Genomic DNA, 17,593 nt, shown 5'->3' on the forward strand with positions numbered 1-17,593 from the left:
TAGCCGGAAACCGGCTACACACCCTTTTACCTGATAGAATTCATTCAAATGTAATGCCGCCCGTTTCGAGCAAATCCCGTACCGTTACACTGACCATAATCAGGCCGACTACAGGAGGTACAAAAGAAGTACTGGCCGGAGGCTGCTTCGCCTTGCGCCGGTCCGGCGCATTCGCAGGCACAATCTGCTCCGTCACATCTTCTCGCGGCTTCATAGGCTTCTCGGTGGAGAAGACCACCTTCACGCCCTTCTTGATGCCTTCCTTGCGCAGTCTGGTGCGGATCACCCGGGCAATCGGGTCCATGGTGGTCTTAGAGATGTCGGCGACCTGAAAGCGGGTCGGGTCCATCTTGTTGGCCGCGCCCATGCTGGAGATCAGCGGGATCTTCCGGGCTAGACATTCCTTGATCAGGTGAATCTTATAGATAATCGTATCCGAAGCGTCAATCACATAGTCCAGCTTGTATTTGAACAGCTCCTCATACGTCTCTTCGGTGTAGAACATATTCAGCGCAATCGCTTCGCATTCCGGGTTGATCAGCTTGATGCGGTCCACCATCAGATCAGTTTTGTTCTGGCCGATGGTCGTCGTGAGCGCATGAAGCTGGCGGTTGATGTTGGTGATATCCACCGAATCCTTATCAATCAGGATAATCCGGCCGATGCCGGTCCGGGCCAGCGCTTCCGCTGCCATAGCGCCAACTCCGCCGATCCCCAGCACAGCCACTGTGCTGTTCTTCATGATCGCCAGGCCTTCCGGCCCGATCGCCAGCTCTGTACGCGAGAACTGATTCAGCATGATGTCAGCCTCCTATGATTTATTTCTTTTCTTTCTCCGGTTTCGGTGCCAGCTTGATATGCAGCTGCTCCAGTTGTCCGGCATCCACAGGGGATGGGGCATCCATCAACAGGTCCGTTGCACTTGCCGTCTTAGGGAAGGCAATGGTCTCACGCAGGTTCGTGCGGCCCGCCAGCAGCATAATCAGGCGGTCGAAGCCAAACGCGATGCCGCCATGCGGAGGCGTGCCGTATTCAAAGGCATCCATCAGGTAACCGAACTTCTCATAAGCCAATTCCTGCGTGAAGCCGAGCGCATCGAACATTTTCTCCTGAACGTCACGCTTGTAGATACGCTGGGAACCGCCGCCCACCTCGTAGCCGTTAAGTACGATGTCATAGGCCTGCGCACGGATCGCGCCGGGATCGGTATCGAAGAGATGCAGGTCTTCGTCCATCGGGCGTGTGAACGGATGATGCTCAGCCACATAACGCTTCTGGTCCTCATCGTAGCCGAGCAGCGGGAATTCCGTTACCCAGGCGAATTTGAACACACTGTCGTCGATCAGACCAAGCTGACGGCCAATCTTCAGACGCAAGGCGCCAAGCACATCGGCTACCACCTTCTTGGTATCAGCGGAGAAGAGCAGCAGGTCGCCATCCTCGGCACCTGTGCGTTCCTTCACGGCAGCGATTTCTTCCTCGGAGAAGAATTTCACAATCGGTCCCTTGAACTCCCCGTCCTTGACTTGAATCCAGGCCAAGCCCTTGGCGCCATAACGGGCAGCATAAGGTCCGAGATCGTCAATCTCCTTACGGGTCCATGTGCCGCAGCCCTTGGCGTTCAGACATTTCACTTCTCCGCCCTTCTCGATCACGGAAGCGAATACCTTGACGCCGCTGGATGCCACGATATCATTCATCTCTACCAGCTCCAGGCCAAACCGCAGGTCGGGCTTGTCAGAACCATATTTGCCGATCGCTTCGGCATACGTCAACCGCTGGAATGGCAAAGCTACCTCAACCCCGATCGTCTCCTTCAGCAGACGCTGCATGAGCTTCTCCATCATCGACAGCAGCTCATCCTGCGGCATGAATGAGGTCTCAATATCGAACTGCGTGAATTCCGGCTGGCGGTCAGCGCGCAGGTCCTCATCGCGGAAGCAGCGGGCCATCTGATAATAACGCTCAATACCGCCGACCATCAGCAGCTGCTTATAGATCTGCGGGGACTGCGGAAGCGCGAAGAATTCCCCTTCATGCACACGGCTTGGCACGAGATAGTCACGTGCGCCTTCCGGCGAGCTTTTGGTCAGAATTGGAGTTTCCACATCAATAAAGCCTTCGTTGTCCAGGAAATCACGGAAAATCTTCGCTGCCTTAGAACGGAGCAACAACGTCTTGTGCATCTCTGGACGACGCAGATCCAGGTAACGGTATTTCATCCGCAGCGATTCATCCACTTCCACCCCGTCTTCGATGAAGAACGGAGGGGTCTTGGCGGCATTCAGCACTTCAATATCTGTAATCTGCACTTCAATCTCCCCGGTCGGCAGGTTGCGGTTCACGGTTTCATCGTCCCGTTTAACCACCTTACCCGTTACGGCCAGCACGTATTCACTGCGGACCTTATCGGCAATCTGCAGCGCTTCTCCGGAATAGTCAGGGTTGAATACGATCTGTACAATCCCTGTGCGGTCGCGCAAATCAATGAATAGCACGCCTCCAAGATCACGGCGGGTCTGCACCCAACCGTTCAATGTTACTGTCTCACCGATGCTCGCTGTCGTTAATTGTCCACAGTTATGGCTTCTGGTCATCTTTTATCCTACCCCTTCATGTTTAAAATTACATATGCTCGCCTTTTCGCCTAATTCTGAATCAGCGCTTGCGCCAGCTCGTCCAGCTTCACAGTCCGCTGCTCGCCGGTCTCCATCGACTTCAGTGCGATGACGCCATTATTCAGCTCATCTTCGCCAAGTATCGCCGTATACCGGGCCGACATGCGGTCTGCCGACTTCATCTGTGCCTTCATCTTGCGTCCCAGGTAATCGCGCTCCGCAGAGAATCCAAGGCTGCGCAGACGGAACAGCTGCTTCGTGATCTCCAGATCTGCCGATTCGCCCAGTGCGACAAAATACACATCCAGCGGCTTCGCCGCTTCCAGCGTCACACCCTGATTCTCCAGAATCAGCAGAATCCGCTCCAGGCCAATCCCGAACCCGATGCCCGGCTGATCCGGTCCGCCGATCTCCTCGACCAGACCGTTGTACCGGCCGCCGCCGCCCACCGTGTCGATGGAGCCGATGCCTGCCGCTTTATACTCAAACGCTGTGTGCGTATAATAATCAAGGCCGCGTACCAGGCGGGGGTTGATGCTGTATTCCACGCCCATCACATCCAGGTGCCCTTTCACCTTTGCAAAATGCTCCGTACACTCTTCATCCAGACTGTCCAGAATGGAAGGCGCTCCACCGAACTTGTCCTGATCGACCTTGCAGTCCAGCACGCGCAGCGGGTTGCGCTCCATCCGCCGCTGGCAGTCGCTGCACAGGCTCTCTCTCATCGGTCTCAGGAAATCCAGCAGCTTCTCGCGGTATGCTGCGCGGCTGGGTGCGTTGCCGACGGAATTCAGCTCCACCCGCACATCCTTCAGCCCCAGATCAATGTAGAACTGGTACCCGAGCGAGATGACTTCAGCATCAATCGCCGGGTCCACCGCGCCGAAGGCTTCGATACCGAACTGATGGAACTGGCGGTATCTGCCGGCCTGCGGACGTTCATAACGGAACATCGGTCCGATATAATACAGCTTGCTGACATCCGGCTCCCCGTATAGCTTGTTCTGGACATACGCGCGTACCACGCCTGCTGTCCCTTCGGGACGAAGCGCCAGATCGCGGTCGCCCTTGTCCTTGAAGGTATACATCTCACCTTCTACAATATCCGTTGTTTCACCGACTCCGCGCTCGAACAGCCCAGTGTGCTCGAACAGCGGGGTACGAATCTCCCGGTAATTGAAGCGGCGGCACAGCTCTCTTGCCTTGGCCTCCACTACCTGCCATTTCTCTACTGCACCCGGAAGTACATCCTGCGTACCTGTAGGTTTCTCGAATCTTTCTTTAGCCACAGTCTATCCCTCCTGAAAATAACCCCTAAAAACAGCAAAAAATCCCTCATCCCTGTTCAATTACAAACAGGGACGAGGGATTATCATAACCAATAATTCACCCGTGGTACCACCCACATTCCGGGCTTAGCAACTTGCTCTGCGTAAGCTCCGCTCAAAGCGGTTAACGCCCGCCTACGCGCAATCGGCTACTGACTGTAGGCAATCCTGCTGCCTGCGTTCGCCGTGCGTTCTCGGGGAGGTCATTCGTCCGTTCATCAACAGAATCCTTACAGCCGTGCGGATCAGCGTGTGTCCTCCTTACCTGGACGACAGCCATGATCTGCGGGATTCCTCTCTGGGGTTGTGGGTTACGGATTACTTGGTCCCGTCATCAAAACAATATAAACTTACCTATACTGTTAGATTCTACTGAACCACTGCGCTAAAGTCAAGGATTGAATAAAATAAGCTGCCACCAGCCAGCGTTCCTTCAGCCAAGAGGACTGAGATTCCGCTATTGGGGCAAAAAATCCATAATCACGCGTTAACCGGACTCAGATTCCGTTATGCACCTGCATATGCCTCGTTAATCGCTCAAATTAACATAATAACTATGTTGCTTGTAATCCCCTAAAAACAAAAAAGTGACCTGCAGCCGATTGCTGCAGGTCCATCATCATATATTATAAAAAAGGGGGTCATGCTTCTATTATAAACACGCTATATTAAGGAATCATGAATGTAGTGTTACAGTTGCATTACAGAAAAGAAAGCGTTTCACCAATCCGTCCAAATCTCCGCTGTCATGCTCATCCATAGGTTACACCATCACTCTATTCCTGTCTACATCATCCTGCCGTCCTCCCTTTAGGCTGCATATAAAACAGCTCCAGCCTCTCCATAACGGAGGGCTGGAGCTGAAAGGATACCGGCGGCGATACCGCAGTCTTTTTTAATCAAAAATCTCCACATAAGCCTGCTTGCCGCGCAGAACCTCTACAACCTCGTTGTAATGATTCTCGGCTACCTTGAGATCCATGACATAGTGCAGGTGCTCCAGGTCACTGCTTGTCAGCTCTTCCCCTCTATGCACTTCGCCCTCCGTACGTACTTCATCGGCGCGTACTTCATCCGTACGTTTCAGATCATTATCTGTCACAACAGCCGGGACAATGGCCGCACCGGACCCCATACCCGTTGAACCTCCGGCAGCGTACACGCCCCCGGCACCTGTTGAAGCGGTATTAGTGGAGCCCAGCGGGATCAGAATGTTGCGCCGGTTATTTACTCCATTATCCAAAGGGTCCGTTAATGCTGATACCTCAATCCCCTCTACACCGTACGGAATCAAAGAAGTCTTAGCACCTTCCGCTGCATCTTCTGTACTGAAATAGGCCTGGATTCTTCTAGTCATTGTAAATCCCTCCCATAAAGTTATATTATGCCAAACGGGTTATGCATGTATTACAACACCTTAAGCAGCTCACGCACAAAAGCGGGCTCATCCTTGGGTGTGCGTGAAGTAATGTAATTGCCGTCTACGACGACCTCTTCATCCTTGAACTCCGCGCCGGCATTGATCAGATCATCCTTCAGCGGCGGGTAGGAGGTAAGCGTGCGGCCTTGCAGCAGTTCAGCGCTGATCAGAATCTGCGGGCCGTGGCAGATAGCGGCAATCGGCTTGCCTGCACGGTCAGCATCCTTCACGAATTGCAGAATATCCGGGTCAAGACGGAGATTCTCCGGCGAAGATCCGCCTGGAATGACTATTGCATCATACTCTGCGGCTGTGACCTCGCTGATTGCTTTATCGGCGGCATAGGATACGCTTCCTTGTTTGCCGAGCAGGGTCTCATTTTTCTTCAGACCGATGATTTCTGCCTGATGTCCTGCCTGTAGAACTTCTTCGTAAGGAACCTTCATTTCAGAATCTTCAAAGTCATTGGCGAGCAGAAAAGCTACTTTACTCATGAGATCCTTATCTCCTCTCTAGGCTGCTGTCGTCTCGTCAATCTATTACCCTCATTCCCCCGCTTTATAACGAAGCCTAAGCAGTTCCCGTAAATTCTGTTCCGTCCCTAATGCCTCCGCGCCAAGTGGAAACGGCTTTGCCGTCCTTTAAGACGGTACCGTTTCAACGAGAAATAGCCTACCTTCTCACCGGCTAGGTACGCGGCAAAAGACCGCGGCCTCTGCGCTGGAGCCCCTGCGGCTCCTTCGGGTCCCCGGCTTCCTTGGCTGTCGCTGAAGCTTCGGTCATCGACCCGGCCATATGGGCCTGAATCGTGTTCCACATCCATGCTTTTGGTGCTTGTCTCATTCTGTTTGCTCCCCGCACTTATGAATAATGGTGCATCATTCATAGTCTATCCAGCTAGGGCTGCTGCTATCCCGCTTGGCTAACTCGAAGCAAAAAGACCCCACCATGTGGAGTCCCGTGATGTATTTTTTACAGTTAAAGCTGCGTCTGCCGCATTAAGTCCTAACCCTTGCTGTCCAGCAACAGCGTAACCGGTCCCCAGTTGGTGAGGGCGACATCCATCATCGCTCCGAACACGCCGGTCTCTACCTGTAGCCCTCCGGCACGCAGCTCTTGGTTGAAGTAGTCGTAGAGCCGCTCAGCTTCAGCCGGAGCCGCGGCTGCCATGAAGTTGGGTCGTCTGCCCTTGCGGCAGTCCCCGTACAGCGTGAACTGGGAGACGGACAGGATGGCCCCGCCGGCCTCCGTCACACTATGGTTCATTTTACCGCCCGCATCCTCAAAAATCCGCAGTCCGGCAACCTTGTCCGCCAAATACTTGGCATCCTTCTCTGTATCCTCGTGGGTTACGCCGACCAGCAGCAGCAGGCCCTCTCCAATGGCTCCGGTTACTGCACCATCCACCGTCACACTGGAATTCTTGCAGCGCTGCACAACGACTCTCATCTCATCCTTCAGCTCCTTGCCTTAGCACCTACTGCATAATACGGTTAACGGTATACACATCCTTGACCCGCTTCACTTTGTCGACCACAGACTGCAGGTGATCGGTATTGCGGATCAGAATCGTCATATGGATCATCGCCATCTTGTTCTTGTCGGAGCGCCCGGTGACCGCTGAAATATTGGTCTTGCTCTCCGATACCGCCTGCAGCACTTCATTCAGCAGCCCGTTGCGGTCATGGCCGGTAATCTCAATATCGACGCTGTAATTAGCCTCCATACTGCCTTCCCACTCCACTTCAATCACGCGGGCTGCTTCCTCCCCGTCCATCTCGTTCGGAATGTTCGGACAATCCTCACGGTGCACCGATACGCCCCGTCCACGGGTCACATATCCGATGATATCGTCGCCCGGCACAGGATTACAACATCGTGCGAAGCGTACCAGCAGATTGTCGATCCCCTTGACACGGACCCCGTTGGTCGGCTGGTTGCGCTTCTCTCCGCTGGATTTGATCGCCTTCATCTCGGAGGTAAGCTCCAGATGGCCTGCGGCCTCCTCCTGGTCCTTACGCAGCTTCTCAGTCAGCTTGGAAGCGATCTGAGCGGCGGTAATCCCGCCGAAGCCGACCGCCGACAGCATATCCTCCACATCATTGAAGGCGAACTTCTTCGCAGCCTCCGACATTTTGTCCTCTGTCAGCCAGTCAGAGACCTCCACATTCAGGCGCTTCAGCTCGCGTTCGATGGCCTCCCGGCCCTTCTCCACGTTCTCCTCGCGCTTCTCCTTCTTGAACCATTGCTTGATCTTGCTCCGCGCATGCGAGGACTGGGCAATCTTCAGCCAATCGCGGCTCGGACCGTACGAATTCTTAGACGTCAGAATCTCCACGATATCCCCGGTCTTCAGCTTATGGTCAAGCGGTACGATACGCCCGTTCACCTTGGAGCCAATCGTCCGGTTCCCGACCTCGGTATGGATGCGGAACGCGAAATCCAGCGGCACCGAGCCGGCCGGCAGCTCCACTACCTCACCCTTAGGCGTGAATACGAAGACCAGATCGGAGAAAAAGTCCATTTTGAGCGATTCCACGAACTCTTCGGCATCCTTCGCTTCATGCTGCAGCTCCAGAATCTCGCGGAAGAACGGCATCCGGTTCTCGGGATTGACGTTGTTGTTGCTGCTGCCTTCCTTATACGCCCAGTGGGCAGCGATCCCGAATTCGGCCGTGCGGTGCATCTCCCAGGTACGGATCTGGACCTCTGTCGGCTCTCCCCCCGGACCTACTACGGTTGTATGCAAAGACTGATACATGTTCGCCTTGGGCATAGCAATATAGTCCTTGAAACGGCCAGGCATCGGCTTCCAAAGCGTATGAATAATGCCCAAAGTGGCATAACAATCCTTAATATTGTCGACGATAATGCGGATAGCCAGGAGATCATAGATCTCGTTGAACTGTTTGTTCTTGGTGTTCATCTTGTTATAGACACTGTAGATGTGCTTCGGGCGTCCCGAGAGATCTCCTTCGATGCCCATTTCATCCAGCTTGGCGCGGATGCGGCCGATGACACTGTCAATGAACTGCTCGCGTTCTGCCCGTTTCTTGTGTACAAGATTGGCAATCCGGTAATACTGCTGCGGATTGAGGTAACGGAGCGCAATATCCTCCATCTCCCACTTGATCGCAGAGATCCCCAGCCGGTCCGCAATGGGACAAAAGATCTCCAGCGTCTCATAAGAAATCCGGCGCTGACTCTCTTCGGACTGGTATTTGAGCGTACGCATATTATGCAGACGGTCCGCCAGCTTAATCACGATCACCCGGATATCCTGGGCCATAGCGATGAACATCTTGCGGTAGTTCTCGTTCTGCTGCTCTTCCTTGGAGCGGAAGCGGATGCGTTCCAGCTTGGTCAGACCGTCCACCAGCATCGCGCAGGTATCGCCGAATTGCGTGCGGATCTGTTCCAGGGACACCGTCGTATCTTCCACAACATCATGCAGCAGCGCAGCAATAATGGATATCACATCCATTTGCATATTGACGACAATATCTGCGACCGCCAGCGGATGCAGAATGTATGGCTCCCCCGATTTACGGACCTGCCCGTGATGAGCCTGATCGGCGAATTCATAAGCTTCACGGATGCGGAGAAGATCTTTTTCTTTTATATAGGCGCCAGCCTTTTCGGTTAATTGCTCTATGCCCATTCTCGTCGTATCCGTTTCCCTTCTATAATAAAATGAACCTGCAAGCATGCAGAATTTGCAGGTTCCATACGTTCCCGGCTGCATTACGCTCAGGTTAAAGTTGTCTATAATTATGACGCTTACGAGGGATTCCGTCAACACTTGCCATAGCGTGGCATTCCTGTCAGGTAAAGGGTCAAGAAAAGACAATTTTGTGGCACGGGTAAAAATGTTGTTGTAAAAACCCGCCGATCTATTTAATCTAGTAAAGGCGGTTTTTTATAAGAGTAGAATGGTCAAATCAAATTAGATCAGAAAGAGAAGTGAACTCCATTGCAACGCGAAATTCAAGTTAACGAAAGACTCCCCTGGGGCCCGGGCTTCCTCCTGAGTCTTCAGCATCTGTTCGCCATGTTCGGCAGCACCGTGCTTGTTCCCAACCTGTTCGGGGTAGATCCCGGCATGATCCTGCTGATGAACGGTATCGGCACCTTGCTCTACATACTGATCTGCCGCGGCAAAATCCCTGCCTATTTGGGTTCAAGCTTCGCCTTCATCTCTCCGGTCCTGCTTGTGCTGAAAGAACATGCCGGCGATCATGAGCGCGGATATTCGCTTGCACTGGGCGCTTTTATCGTGACTGGTGTTATATTCATTCTTGTGGCCTTAATTGTACGTTATGCCGGTACCGGCTGGATTGATATCGTCTTCCCTCCGGCAGTTATGGGAGCCATCGTAGCGACGATTGGACTGGAGCTAGTGCCTGTAGCCGCACGGATGGCCGGACTGATTGCTCCTGAGGGTGTAGCCAGCGCGGACTGGACGCCTGACGGCAAAGCCATTACCCTGTCGCTCGTCACGCTCGGTGTTACCGTACTCGGCTCCGTGCTGTTCCGCGGCTTCCCCAAAATCATTCATATCCTCATCGGTATCGTTACCGGTTACGTACTTGCTTATATATTGGGTCTGGTGAATACAAGCGCTATCTCTCAAGCAAGCTTCCTCTCCCATCCCACCATCATTACCCCATCCTTCGACTGGCAAGTGATCCTCACCATCATTCCTGTATCGCTTGTTGTCATTGTGGAGCATATCGGCCATCTGCTGGTCACCAGTAATATTGTCGGCAAGGACCTGACCAAAGATCCCGGACTGGACCGCTCGCTGATGGGTAACGGGATTTCTACGGTACTGTCAGGATTCATGGGTTCTACGCCTAATACCACTTATGGTGAAAATATTGGCGTTATGGCACTGACCAAGGTGTACTCGGTATATGTTATCGCCGGGGCTGCCGTCATCGCCATCGTGCTGTCGTTCTCCGGAACGTTCTCCTCAGTCATTGCCAACATTCCGCTGCCGGTTATGGGCGGTGTATCCCTGCTGCTGTTCGGTGTTATCGCGGCGTCGGGTCTACGTATCTTCGTCGAGCAAAAAGTCGATTTCTCCAAAGCCACCAACATGATTCTGGCTTCACTGGTACTGGTTGTAGGCATCAGCGGCATTTCGCTTAAGCTGGGCGGTGTAGAGCTGAAAGGGATGGCACTGGCGACTATTGTCGGAATGCTGCTCGCTTTGCTGTTCAAGATCATCGAAGTTCTCGGCTTGTCCAATGAACAGGAAGCTGACAAATCGGCACATTAAGTGACTCTCCTCTGTTAAAATATCAAAAAGCGGCCTGCTGTCTTCATTCGACAGCAGGCCGCTTTATATTTCCCGGGAAAAGTTACCCGGGGAGAATTAATCCTCGTAAGTCAACAAAGTCATGACTTCAACATTCGACAGCTTATCCCGTCCAGCCAGGGCTGTCAATTCAATCAGGAATGCAGCACCGACCACCTGGCCGCCAAGCTGCTCTACCAGGTTAACAGAAGTAGCAATCGTCCCGCCTGTAGCCAGCAGATCATCTGCAATCAGTACCTTCTGGCCCGGCTTGATCGCATCGGTATGCATAGCGAGAGTATCCTTGCCGTATTCCAGATCATAACCTACTTCGATTGTCTCATAAGGAAGCTTGCCGCTTTTGCGGATCGGCACGAAGCCTACACCCAGCGCATAAGCCAATGGAGCGCCCACTACAAAGCCGCGCGCCTCCGGTCCGGCAATGACGTCGATCTCCAGATGGGCCACCAGAGCTTTAAGCTCATCGATGGCTGCACGGTACGCAGCGCCGTCCTTCAGCAGCGTAGTAATATCTTTGAAGCTGATTCCAGCCTGGGGAAAATCCGGAATTACGCGAATATTGTTTTTGAAATCCAACATCATCATCTCCTAAAAGTAAGCGGGAAGCTTCCCCGCTGAAGTTACTCGAACCAAATGACCCGGGCAGCATGCGCAGCCGTTATGAGGCACCTAAACGATGCGACAGCATGAATTCCTGCAACTCACTGCGGCTGCCTTCCATGAAATACTGCTCCATCTCCGCTGTCTTGCCCAGTCTGACGAAATGCTCTGATGTGCTCAGACTCTTGGCGGCAGGCTGCGGGACAAAGGTGATTGTGCCGCCGCTGCGCTCAATGAAGTCAAGCTCATCGAATACATCCAGCATTCTGCTCACCATACGCACACCAAGCGCCGACTGGCGGCTGAGCCGCAGCAGCACTTCATGCTCAGGAGTTGGAGACGCAGCGATCGTGGCAATCCATTGATATAACGATTTGAAATGATCTCGCGTAGGAACCTGCAGCCGGTCACGCCCGTCGCGGATCGAATGCAGCAGGGCTATATTCTCCGTCTCGGGAAAAGCAGTGAACAGCGCTTCCAGCTGCTCCGGGGACTCCGGCATATCCAGCACACAGAGCAGCGACAGTCCCTCTTCGTCACGCGTACCCTCCGGCTGATGTACCGCCGAGATCCCGCCAGCCTCATCGTATACCCAGAGGGACATGCCCTTCAGATCACGCAGCGGCGTTGTCCAGCTGTTCTGGAAGACCGCTGCACTCTGGCCCAGTCTGCTGCCGCTATAGGTGCGGAGCAGCTCCTGAATATGTGCAGCCTGCTTGACGGCATCGGCTGCGCCCCGCAGATCGAACAGCTGCGCCTTCGGCACTGCAAGATCCTGCAGCATCAGCTGAGGCTTGCGCGAGCCGTTCCATTCATTGATGGACAGCTCTGCCAGTACATCCACGACTGTGCCGTCCGGAAGCAGCTCAGCCAAGGGACCTTTGCCAAAAGCCACAGCTTCAATCGTCAGCTTGTCCTGCTGGAGCACAAGCTTCAGGTGCTTGCCCTCCTGGCCCATCTTCCGTGTCTCCTTCACAACCGCACCGCGCAGAATGAATCTCGGCAGCGGATTGGCCATGCCGAACGGCGCCAGCCGCTCCAGCTCAAGCGCAGCCTGGAGGGTCAGATCCGCAATGGATACCTCACCGTCCGCAGCCGTAACAGCTACGAAGTCCTCCGGGGTCAGAATAGACGCAGCATAGCTATTTAGGGCCGCATCGAAGGCTTCCAGCTTGCCCTGCGGCAGACTCATCCCGGCAGCAGCCGGATGTCCTCCGAAGTGGTCCATCAGCCCGGCACATGAGGACAAGGCCGCATAGATATCGAGGCCCGGGATGGAGCGGGCAGAACCCTTGCACATCCCGGTCTCCGGATGAATGTCCAGAATAACGACCGGTCGGTAATACCGCTCCAGCAGCTTGGAGGCCACAATGCCGACTACGCCGACATTCCAGCCCTGGTCCGCCAGCACAATAATATCCGGCAGTCCGCTCCGGCTAATTCTCTCCTCCAGCTTGGCTGTGGCTTCGGTGACAATTCGCTCTACAACCAGCTGGCGTTCCTTGTTCAGCAGATCCAGCTCTCCGGCAAATTGTTCAGCCTCTGCCGCATCCTCCGTAGTCAGCAGTGTAACTGCCCGGCCTGCATGATCCAGCCTTCCGCTGGCATTAATGCGCGGAGCCATCCCGAAGGCGATATTCACCGCACTGACGGTGTTCATCGTAATCCCGCCCACCGAGAGCAGCGCCCGGATGCCCGGAAACGCCGAATTCCGCATGCTGCTGAGGCCTCTGCGCACCAGACTGCGGTTCTCGCCCAGCAGCGGCATCAGGTCCGCCACCGTACCGATGGCGGCAATCTCACACCATTCCTCCGGCACTTCGCTGCCCAGGAGCGCCTCAGCCAGCTTATAGGCCACCCCTACTCCGGCCAGACCCTTGAACGGATACGGGCAGTCCGGCAGCTTCGGGTTAATCAGAGCATACGCCTCAGGCAGCAGCTCCGGCGGCTCATGATGATCCGTGACAATAACATCAATACCCAGCTCAGTGGCATAGGCAATCTGATGATAGGCACTGATACCAGTATCCACCGTAATGACGAGAGATACACCCTGTTGGACCGCCCAGTCAAGCGCATGATTATGCAGTCCATAGCCTTCATTGGAGCGATGGGGAATATAAATGTCAAAGGAGGCCCCGAGATGACGCAACAGGTAGATCATCAGCGCCGTGCTGGATACCCCGTCTGCGTCATAATCACCGTACACCAGAATATGCTCTTCCTCTTGCAGTGCCTTTTGTATCCGCGGCACCGCTTCAGCCATTCCTTTGAGCAGGAATGGATCATGTCTATCTTCCGCTCCCCCATCCATAAATACCTGTGCCAGCTCAGCGGTATCCATGCCTCTTTGCACCAGCAGTGACGAAAGGAGCGGAGAAATAGAAAGGCTCCGGGCCAGTTCCGAAATACGCTCGGAATCGGCTGCCGGAGATTGCCATCTTGTTTTTGAATGAAGCAATACAGCTCACCTTTCTCTCACCTTGCAGACTACTGAAGCAGCGTGGGAATATCGTTGTCCACGAGCTCATGATTGCTTTTATAAGGATAACCCGGATCATACGGCACAACATCCATATGAACCTCACCAACATGAACGAACCGGTGCTGCAGCAGCTTCCGCGCACATTCCGAAATGTCCTGAGCTTCCATCACGCTGATCCGCGGATTCACACTAATCTTCACATGCAGATTCACATAGCTGCCTTCCTCCAGTGCCCGGAGCTGCTCCACACGAATGACTCCATGCACCCGCTGAACCGTCTCAATGAAGCTAGCCGCTTCCTCGGAAGGGAGCTCCTGAATCTTCTTGCTGTACACAGAGGAAGCAATTAATGAATAACCTTTGCGGAGAATCAGACATCCGGCCAGCAGGGCTGCGATGGGGTCCATGTAGAGCAGAGGATGCCAGTTCAGGTATCCTCCAGTCATGGCCAAGGCAATTCCGATAAACACAGTTATAGACGTATACAGGCTGAACCGGTGGCTATCGGCATAAGCCGCATGACTACCGTCGCCCTTTTTTTTGAAATAACGGTACTGGTATTGAAATACAGCCTCTTTGAACACAATGCACAGCAGGACAGCGGCAAGGGCTGACTGCTCCGGTGCCGACAGATGTCCCCGGGTCAAATCACGGATCGCCGAGAAAGCAACCTGTAGCCCGCCCATAATAATCAGCACAGAGAATAGAATAGCCGCCATCGGCTCCTTGCTTCCTTGCGCAGCCCGGCCGCGTTCTGCTGCGCCTGCAACCTTGTGACTCTGCTTCAGGTTCCACGGAATCACCCCCGCCATTCTGGCAGCGGCATCTGCTCCGGAATAGATTGCATCCCCCAACAATGCCTTGCTGCCTGACAGATAACCGATACTTCCCTTGGCTACAGCGAGTAGAACATCACTAAGGATTCCGGTCCAGGCAACGGATTGTTTCTGGAGTAATGGTTTGTCACTCATAACGAGGCCCTCCTTACCACTAGCAGGTAAACTCATGATGATGAAATCAAGCAAGACATCCTGACCCGAAGATTCCGAAAAGCCGCGTCGCTACAGACGCGGCTCACAGAACAAGCGGATATTAGACTTTGGCCGGGGTATTCACCGCTGGCTTCTGGCGCTTCTTCAGGAGCAGCCAGAGCGGACTTGCGATGAAGATCGATGAATAAGCTCCGAAGAGCAGACCAATAACCATGGCAAGTGAGAACATGCGGATCGATTCACCACCCATAATCAGCAGGAAGAATGCAGCAATAAATACGGTGAACGCTGTATACAGCGAGCGCATAAGGGTCTGGGCCACACTTTTGTTAACCAGACTCTTAAGATCCTCGTACGACTTCTGCTTGCCGAAGCGCAGGTTCTCGCGTATCCGGTCAAAGATAACGATGGTATCGTTAATCGAGTAGCCGATAATGGTCAGCACCGCGACAATGAAGGTAATATCTACCTCCAGACGGAAGATCGAGAAGACCGCCACAACCATGAATGCGTCATGAAGCAGCGCCACAATGGAAGCCAGCGCAAAACGCCATTCAAAACGGATACTTACATAGATGATAATCCCGATACTGGAGAGCAGCACAGAATAGATCGCATTGCGGGCCAGTTCCTTAGCCATCTCAGTATCTACGGTGTTGATTTCAAAAGACGCCTTGTCATCAATCTTGTTGATTGACTTCTTAAGGGTCTCACTTTGTGCATCACTCAGCTCTTGATCATAGCGGATATTGACCCGCTTGTCGCCGATGGTAATGGTTGGTTCATGCTCAATACCTGCCCCCTTCAGAGCCGGCTGCAGCTCAGCCAGTGTGATACTCTTGGAGAGTGCTACGTCCACATTGGACCCGGCCTTGAAGTCAACACTGTAGTTCAGGCCGAAGGTTGCCAGAAAGACCAGACCCGCCACAGTAAGGGCAATCGAGAAGATATAGAAGAATTTACTTAAATGTACGAAATCAAGCTCTTTCTTAAAGCGCACTGATGTCACTCTCCTTTACCCCAAATTGCTTCGGCTTGTTGAGTGCGCCGGCTTTAACCAGCACTGTCAGCAGCCAGTGGGCAAAATAAAGGTTTGTTACGATACTAAGTACAATTTCCACGATCAGAATCAGCGCGAAGCCTTTGACCGCACCAGTACCGAAGGCGAACATGACAGCCGCTACGATAATCGTAGTGACATTCGCATCCATAACTGTACGGAAGGAGGTCTTGTTCCCTGCTTTGACGGAAGACATAATGCCTTTACCGCTGCGCATTTCTTCCCTGATCCGTTCATTGGTAATGATATTGGCATCGACGGCCATCCCTATACCCAGAATGAACGCAGCAATACCGGGAAGGGTCAATGTAAAGTCAGCCAGAACAAATACCAGAATCAGCAGCCACGTATGCAGGATCAGCGCGAAGCTGGCCAGTACGCCCGGAAGACGGTACATAAGCAGCATGAAGAGCAGAATAATCACTGAACCGATAATACCGGCTCTGACGGTCTCATCCAAGGATTGCTTGCCGAGGGTTGCCCCTACGCTCTGGGAATACTTCTCTGTCAGCTTAAGCGGCAACGCACCGAGGTTGATCGTATCGGCAATCTCACGGGCTTCATCCAGTGTATATCCCCCGGAGATCGAAGCTTTACCATCGGTCAGGACAGCTCGTACCGTTGGGGGTGAAGATAACAGGTTCTCATCCAGATAGATGGCAAGTTCCTTACCCAGCAGACGCTCGGTAATCTCTGCGAATTTCTTTTTGTCTTTGATAGAGATGCTAATTTCAGGACGGTTCAGTTGATCGCGCTGCACCTCTGCCGCACCTTCAACAAAGTCACTGCCTACCAGCTCAATCTTACTGAATACCCCGGCAGCATCCCCTTCATTAGCACTGCGGAAGGTCAGAACTGCGGGTTCTTTCATTTTCTTGCGGACCTCTGCTTCGTCGGTAACACCTGCGATCTTCAGACGGATGCGGTCCGTACCTTCGGTGGTCACCTCAGGCTCGCTGGTTCCGAGTGCATTTGCCCGCTTCTCCAGGCTCTCTGCAGTCTTCTGCAGCGATGCGCGGGTCAGAGTTCCTCCCGTATCCATTGGCTCTGCGTGGTACAGAATTTCGAATCCGCCCTTAAGGTCAAGACCCAGACGGACTCTGTCCAGCAGCCCAGGAGTTGTAAATACCATGACGCCAGTTAGAACGACCACGGTAATGATAAAGCTCAACATTCTCTTCATGCTCTAGCTAGTTCCCCTTTCATTACATCAATATTCCTATTATAGCTACGTGCGAAATGACCGTCAATTCAGAAGGAATGACGGTGTCTTGATTCACACAAAGAAACGGCAGGTTCTGCTGCAAAGCGAGGATACCTCCGTTTGATAGGACAAGTCTGAACACTCATTCCTTACTTTACTGCTTCCAGTACCCGTTTGCAAAAGAAAATCGTTCCTTTTGACAAATACTTCTCTTAATTCAATCCCCGATAGGCCGCCAGGGTCAGATAAGTCATATAACTGCCTGACTTGAGCGAATAGATGTCATTGACCAGCCGATGCAGGGGAGGTCTTCCCTCCTTGGCATAATTGCGGCTGATGCAATCCCAAATATCCTTACCGGTCACATATTCATAGCCGAGGAGCCGGAATTCCTCCGCTTTGCTGATGCACATGGCTTCGATATCTTCACTAAGCTCGTCATATCTCCATTGTTCCGATTCCACGTGCAGGCACCTCCAAAGATTCCTCAATTACGTATGCTCAGTGCTACGTATTCGACCTTACGTTCACACTTTCCTGCTTTCAGTCAAAAAACTTGTCTA

General features: G+C 53.3%; 15 protein-coding genes. 1 reads left to right on the top strand and 14 read right to left on the bottom strand.

The genetic code is table 11. The features are described from left to right. Positions 1 to 40 precede the first annotated feature (40 nt). The 8 genes from NST43_RS23535 to NST43_RS23570 all read right to left on the bottom strand — a co-directional run bounded on the left by NST43_RS23535 (position 41) and on the right by NST43_RS23570 (position 9,027). Positions 41 to 799: a tRNA threonylcarbamoyladenosine dehydratase gene (locus NST43_RS23535; RefSeq protein WP_209994234.1), complete on the bottom strand. Its 759-nt coding sequence runs from the start codon at positions 797 to 799 to the stop codon at positions 41 to 43. Between the two features lie 19 nt (positions 800 to 818). Further along, positions 819 to 2,597: an aspartate--tRNA ligase gene (aspS, locus tag NST43_RS23540; protein WP_209994233.1), complete on the bottom strand. Its 1,779-nt coding sequence runs from the start codon at positions 2,595 to 2,597 to the stop codon at positions 819 to 821. 50 nt (positions 2,598 to 2,647) lie between these two features. Beyond that, positions 2,648 to 3,907 (bottom strand): histidine--tRNA ligase, encoded by a 1,260-nt coding sequence (gene hisS / locus NST43_RS23545; RefSeq protein WP_209994232.1) that lies wholly within the window; start codon positions 3,905 to 3,907, stop codon positions 2,648 to 2,650. Positions 3,908 to 4,841: 934 nt separating this feature from the next. Continuing rightward, positions 4,842 to 5,303, bottom strand: a complete 462-nt coding sequence (locus NST43_RS23550) for a hypothetical protein (protein WP_209994231.1) — start codon at positions 5,301 to 5,303, stop codon at positions 4,842 to 4,844. A 50-nt stretch (positions 5,304 to 5,353) separates the two neighbouring features. Further along, a complete protein-coding gene (locus NST43_RS23555) occupies positions 5,354 to 5,860 on the bottom strand; it encodes a type 1 glutamine amidotransferase domain-containing protein (protein WP_209994230.1) in 507 nt (168 codons plus the stop codon). Between the two features lie 193 nt (positions 5,861 to 6,053). Continuing rightward, positions 6,054 to 6,209, bottom strand: coding sequence for a hypothetical protein (locus NST43_RS23560; RefSeq protein ID WP_209994229.1), 156 nt, complete (start codon positions 6,207 to 6,209; stop codon positions 6,054 to 6,056). Positions 6,210 to 6,371: 162 nt separating this feature from the next. Continuing rightward, complete coding sequence (dtd, locus tag NST43_RS23565; protein WP_339219722.1) at positions 6,372 to 6,815, bottom strand: D-aminoacyl-tRNA deacylase; 444 nt, start codon at positions 6,813 to 6,815, stop codon at positions 6,372 to 6,374. Positions 6,816 to 6,843: 28 nt separating this feature from the next. Next, positions 6,844 to 9,027, bottom strand: coding sequence for a bifunctional (p)ppGpp synthetase/guanosine-3',5'-bis(diphosphate) 3'-pyrophosphohydrolase (locus NST43_RS23570; protein ID WP_339225515.1), 2,184 nt, complete (start codon positions 9,025 to 9,027; stop codon positions 6,844 to 6,846). Between the two features lie 312 nt (positions 9,028 to 9,339). Between NST43_RS23570 and uraA the strand changes: the two genes are divergently transcribed. Beyond that, complete coding sequence (gene uraA / locus NST43_RS23575; RefSeq protein WP_209994227.1) at positions 9,340 to 10,650, top strand: uracil permease; 1,311 nt, start codon at positions 9,340 to 9,342, stop codon at positions 10,648 to 10,650. 96 nt (positions 10,651 to 10,746) lie between these two features. On the opposite strand, the gene NST43_RS23580 is transcribed toward uraA, so the two are convergent. The 6 genes from NST43_RS23580 to NST43_RS23605 all read right to left on the bottom strand — a co-directional run bounded on the left by NST43_RS23580 (position 10,747) and on the right by NST43_RS23605 (position 17,494). Continuing rightward, entirely contained in the window at positions 10,747 to 11,265 is a 519-nt protein-coding gene (locus tag NST43_RS23580) for an adenine phosphoribosyltransferase (protein ID WP_209994239.1), read from the bottom strand. 82 nt (positions 11,266 to 11,347) lie between these two features. Continuing rightward, positions 11,348 to 13,750 (bottom strand): single-stranded-DNA-specific exonuclease RecJ, encoded by a 2,403-nt coding sequence (recJ, locus tag NST43_RS23585; RefSeq protein WP_209994226.1) that lies wholly within the window; start codon positions 13,748 to 13,750, stop codon positions 11,348 to 11,350. Positions 13,751 to 13,779: 29 nt separating this feature from the next. Beyond that, complete coding sequence (locus NST43_RS23590; protein ID WP_339219724.1) at positions 13,780 to 14,745, bottom strand: cation diffusion facilitator family transporter; 966 nt, start codon at positions 14,743 to 14,745, stop codon at positions 13,780 to 13,782. Between the two features lie 121 nt (positions 14,746 to 14,866). Further along, complete coding sequence (gene secF / locus NST43_RS23595; protein ID WP_339219726.1) at positions 14,867 to 15,766, bottom strand: protein translocase subunit SecF; 900 nt, start codon at positions 15,764 to 15,766, stop codon at positions 14,867 to 14,869. Further along, positions 15,756 to 17,009, bottom strand: coding sequence for a protein translocase subunit SecD (gene secD / locus NST43_RS23600; RefSeq protein ID WP_339219728.1), 1,254 nt, complete (start codon positions 17,007 to 17,009; stop codon positions 15,756 to 15,758). Before secD ends, secF begins: the two co-directional genes overlap by 11 nt. Before the next feature lie 233 nt (positions 17,010 to 17,242). Further along, complete coding sequence (locus tag NST43_RS23605; RefSeq protein WP_036690543.1) at positions 17,243 to 17,494, bottom strand: post-transcriptional regulator; 252 nt, start codon at positions 17,492 to 17,494, stop codon at positions 17,243 to 17,245. Between the last annotated feature and the right edge of the window lie 99 nt (positions 17,495 to 17,593).

The organism is Paenibacillus sp. FSL H8-0332, from assembly GCF_037963835.1.
GTDB classification, from domain to species: domain Bacteria; phylum Bacillota; class Bacilli; order Paenibacillales; family Paenibacillaceae; genus Paenibacillus_AQ; species Paenibacillus_AQ rhizoplanae.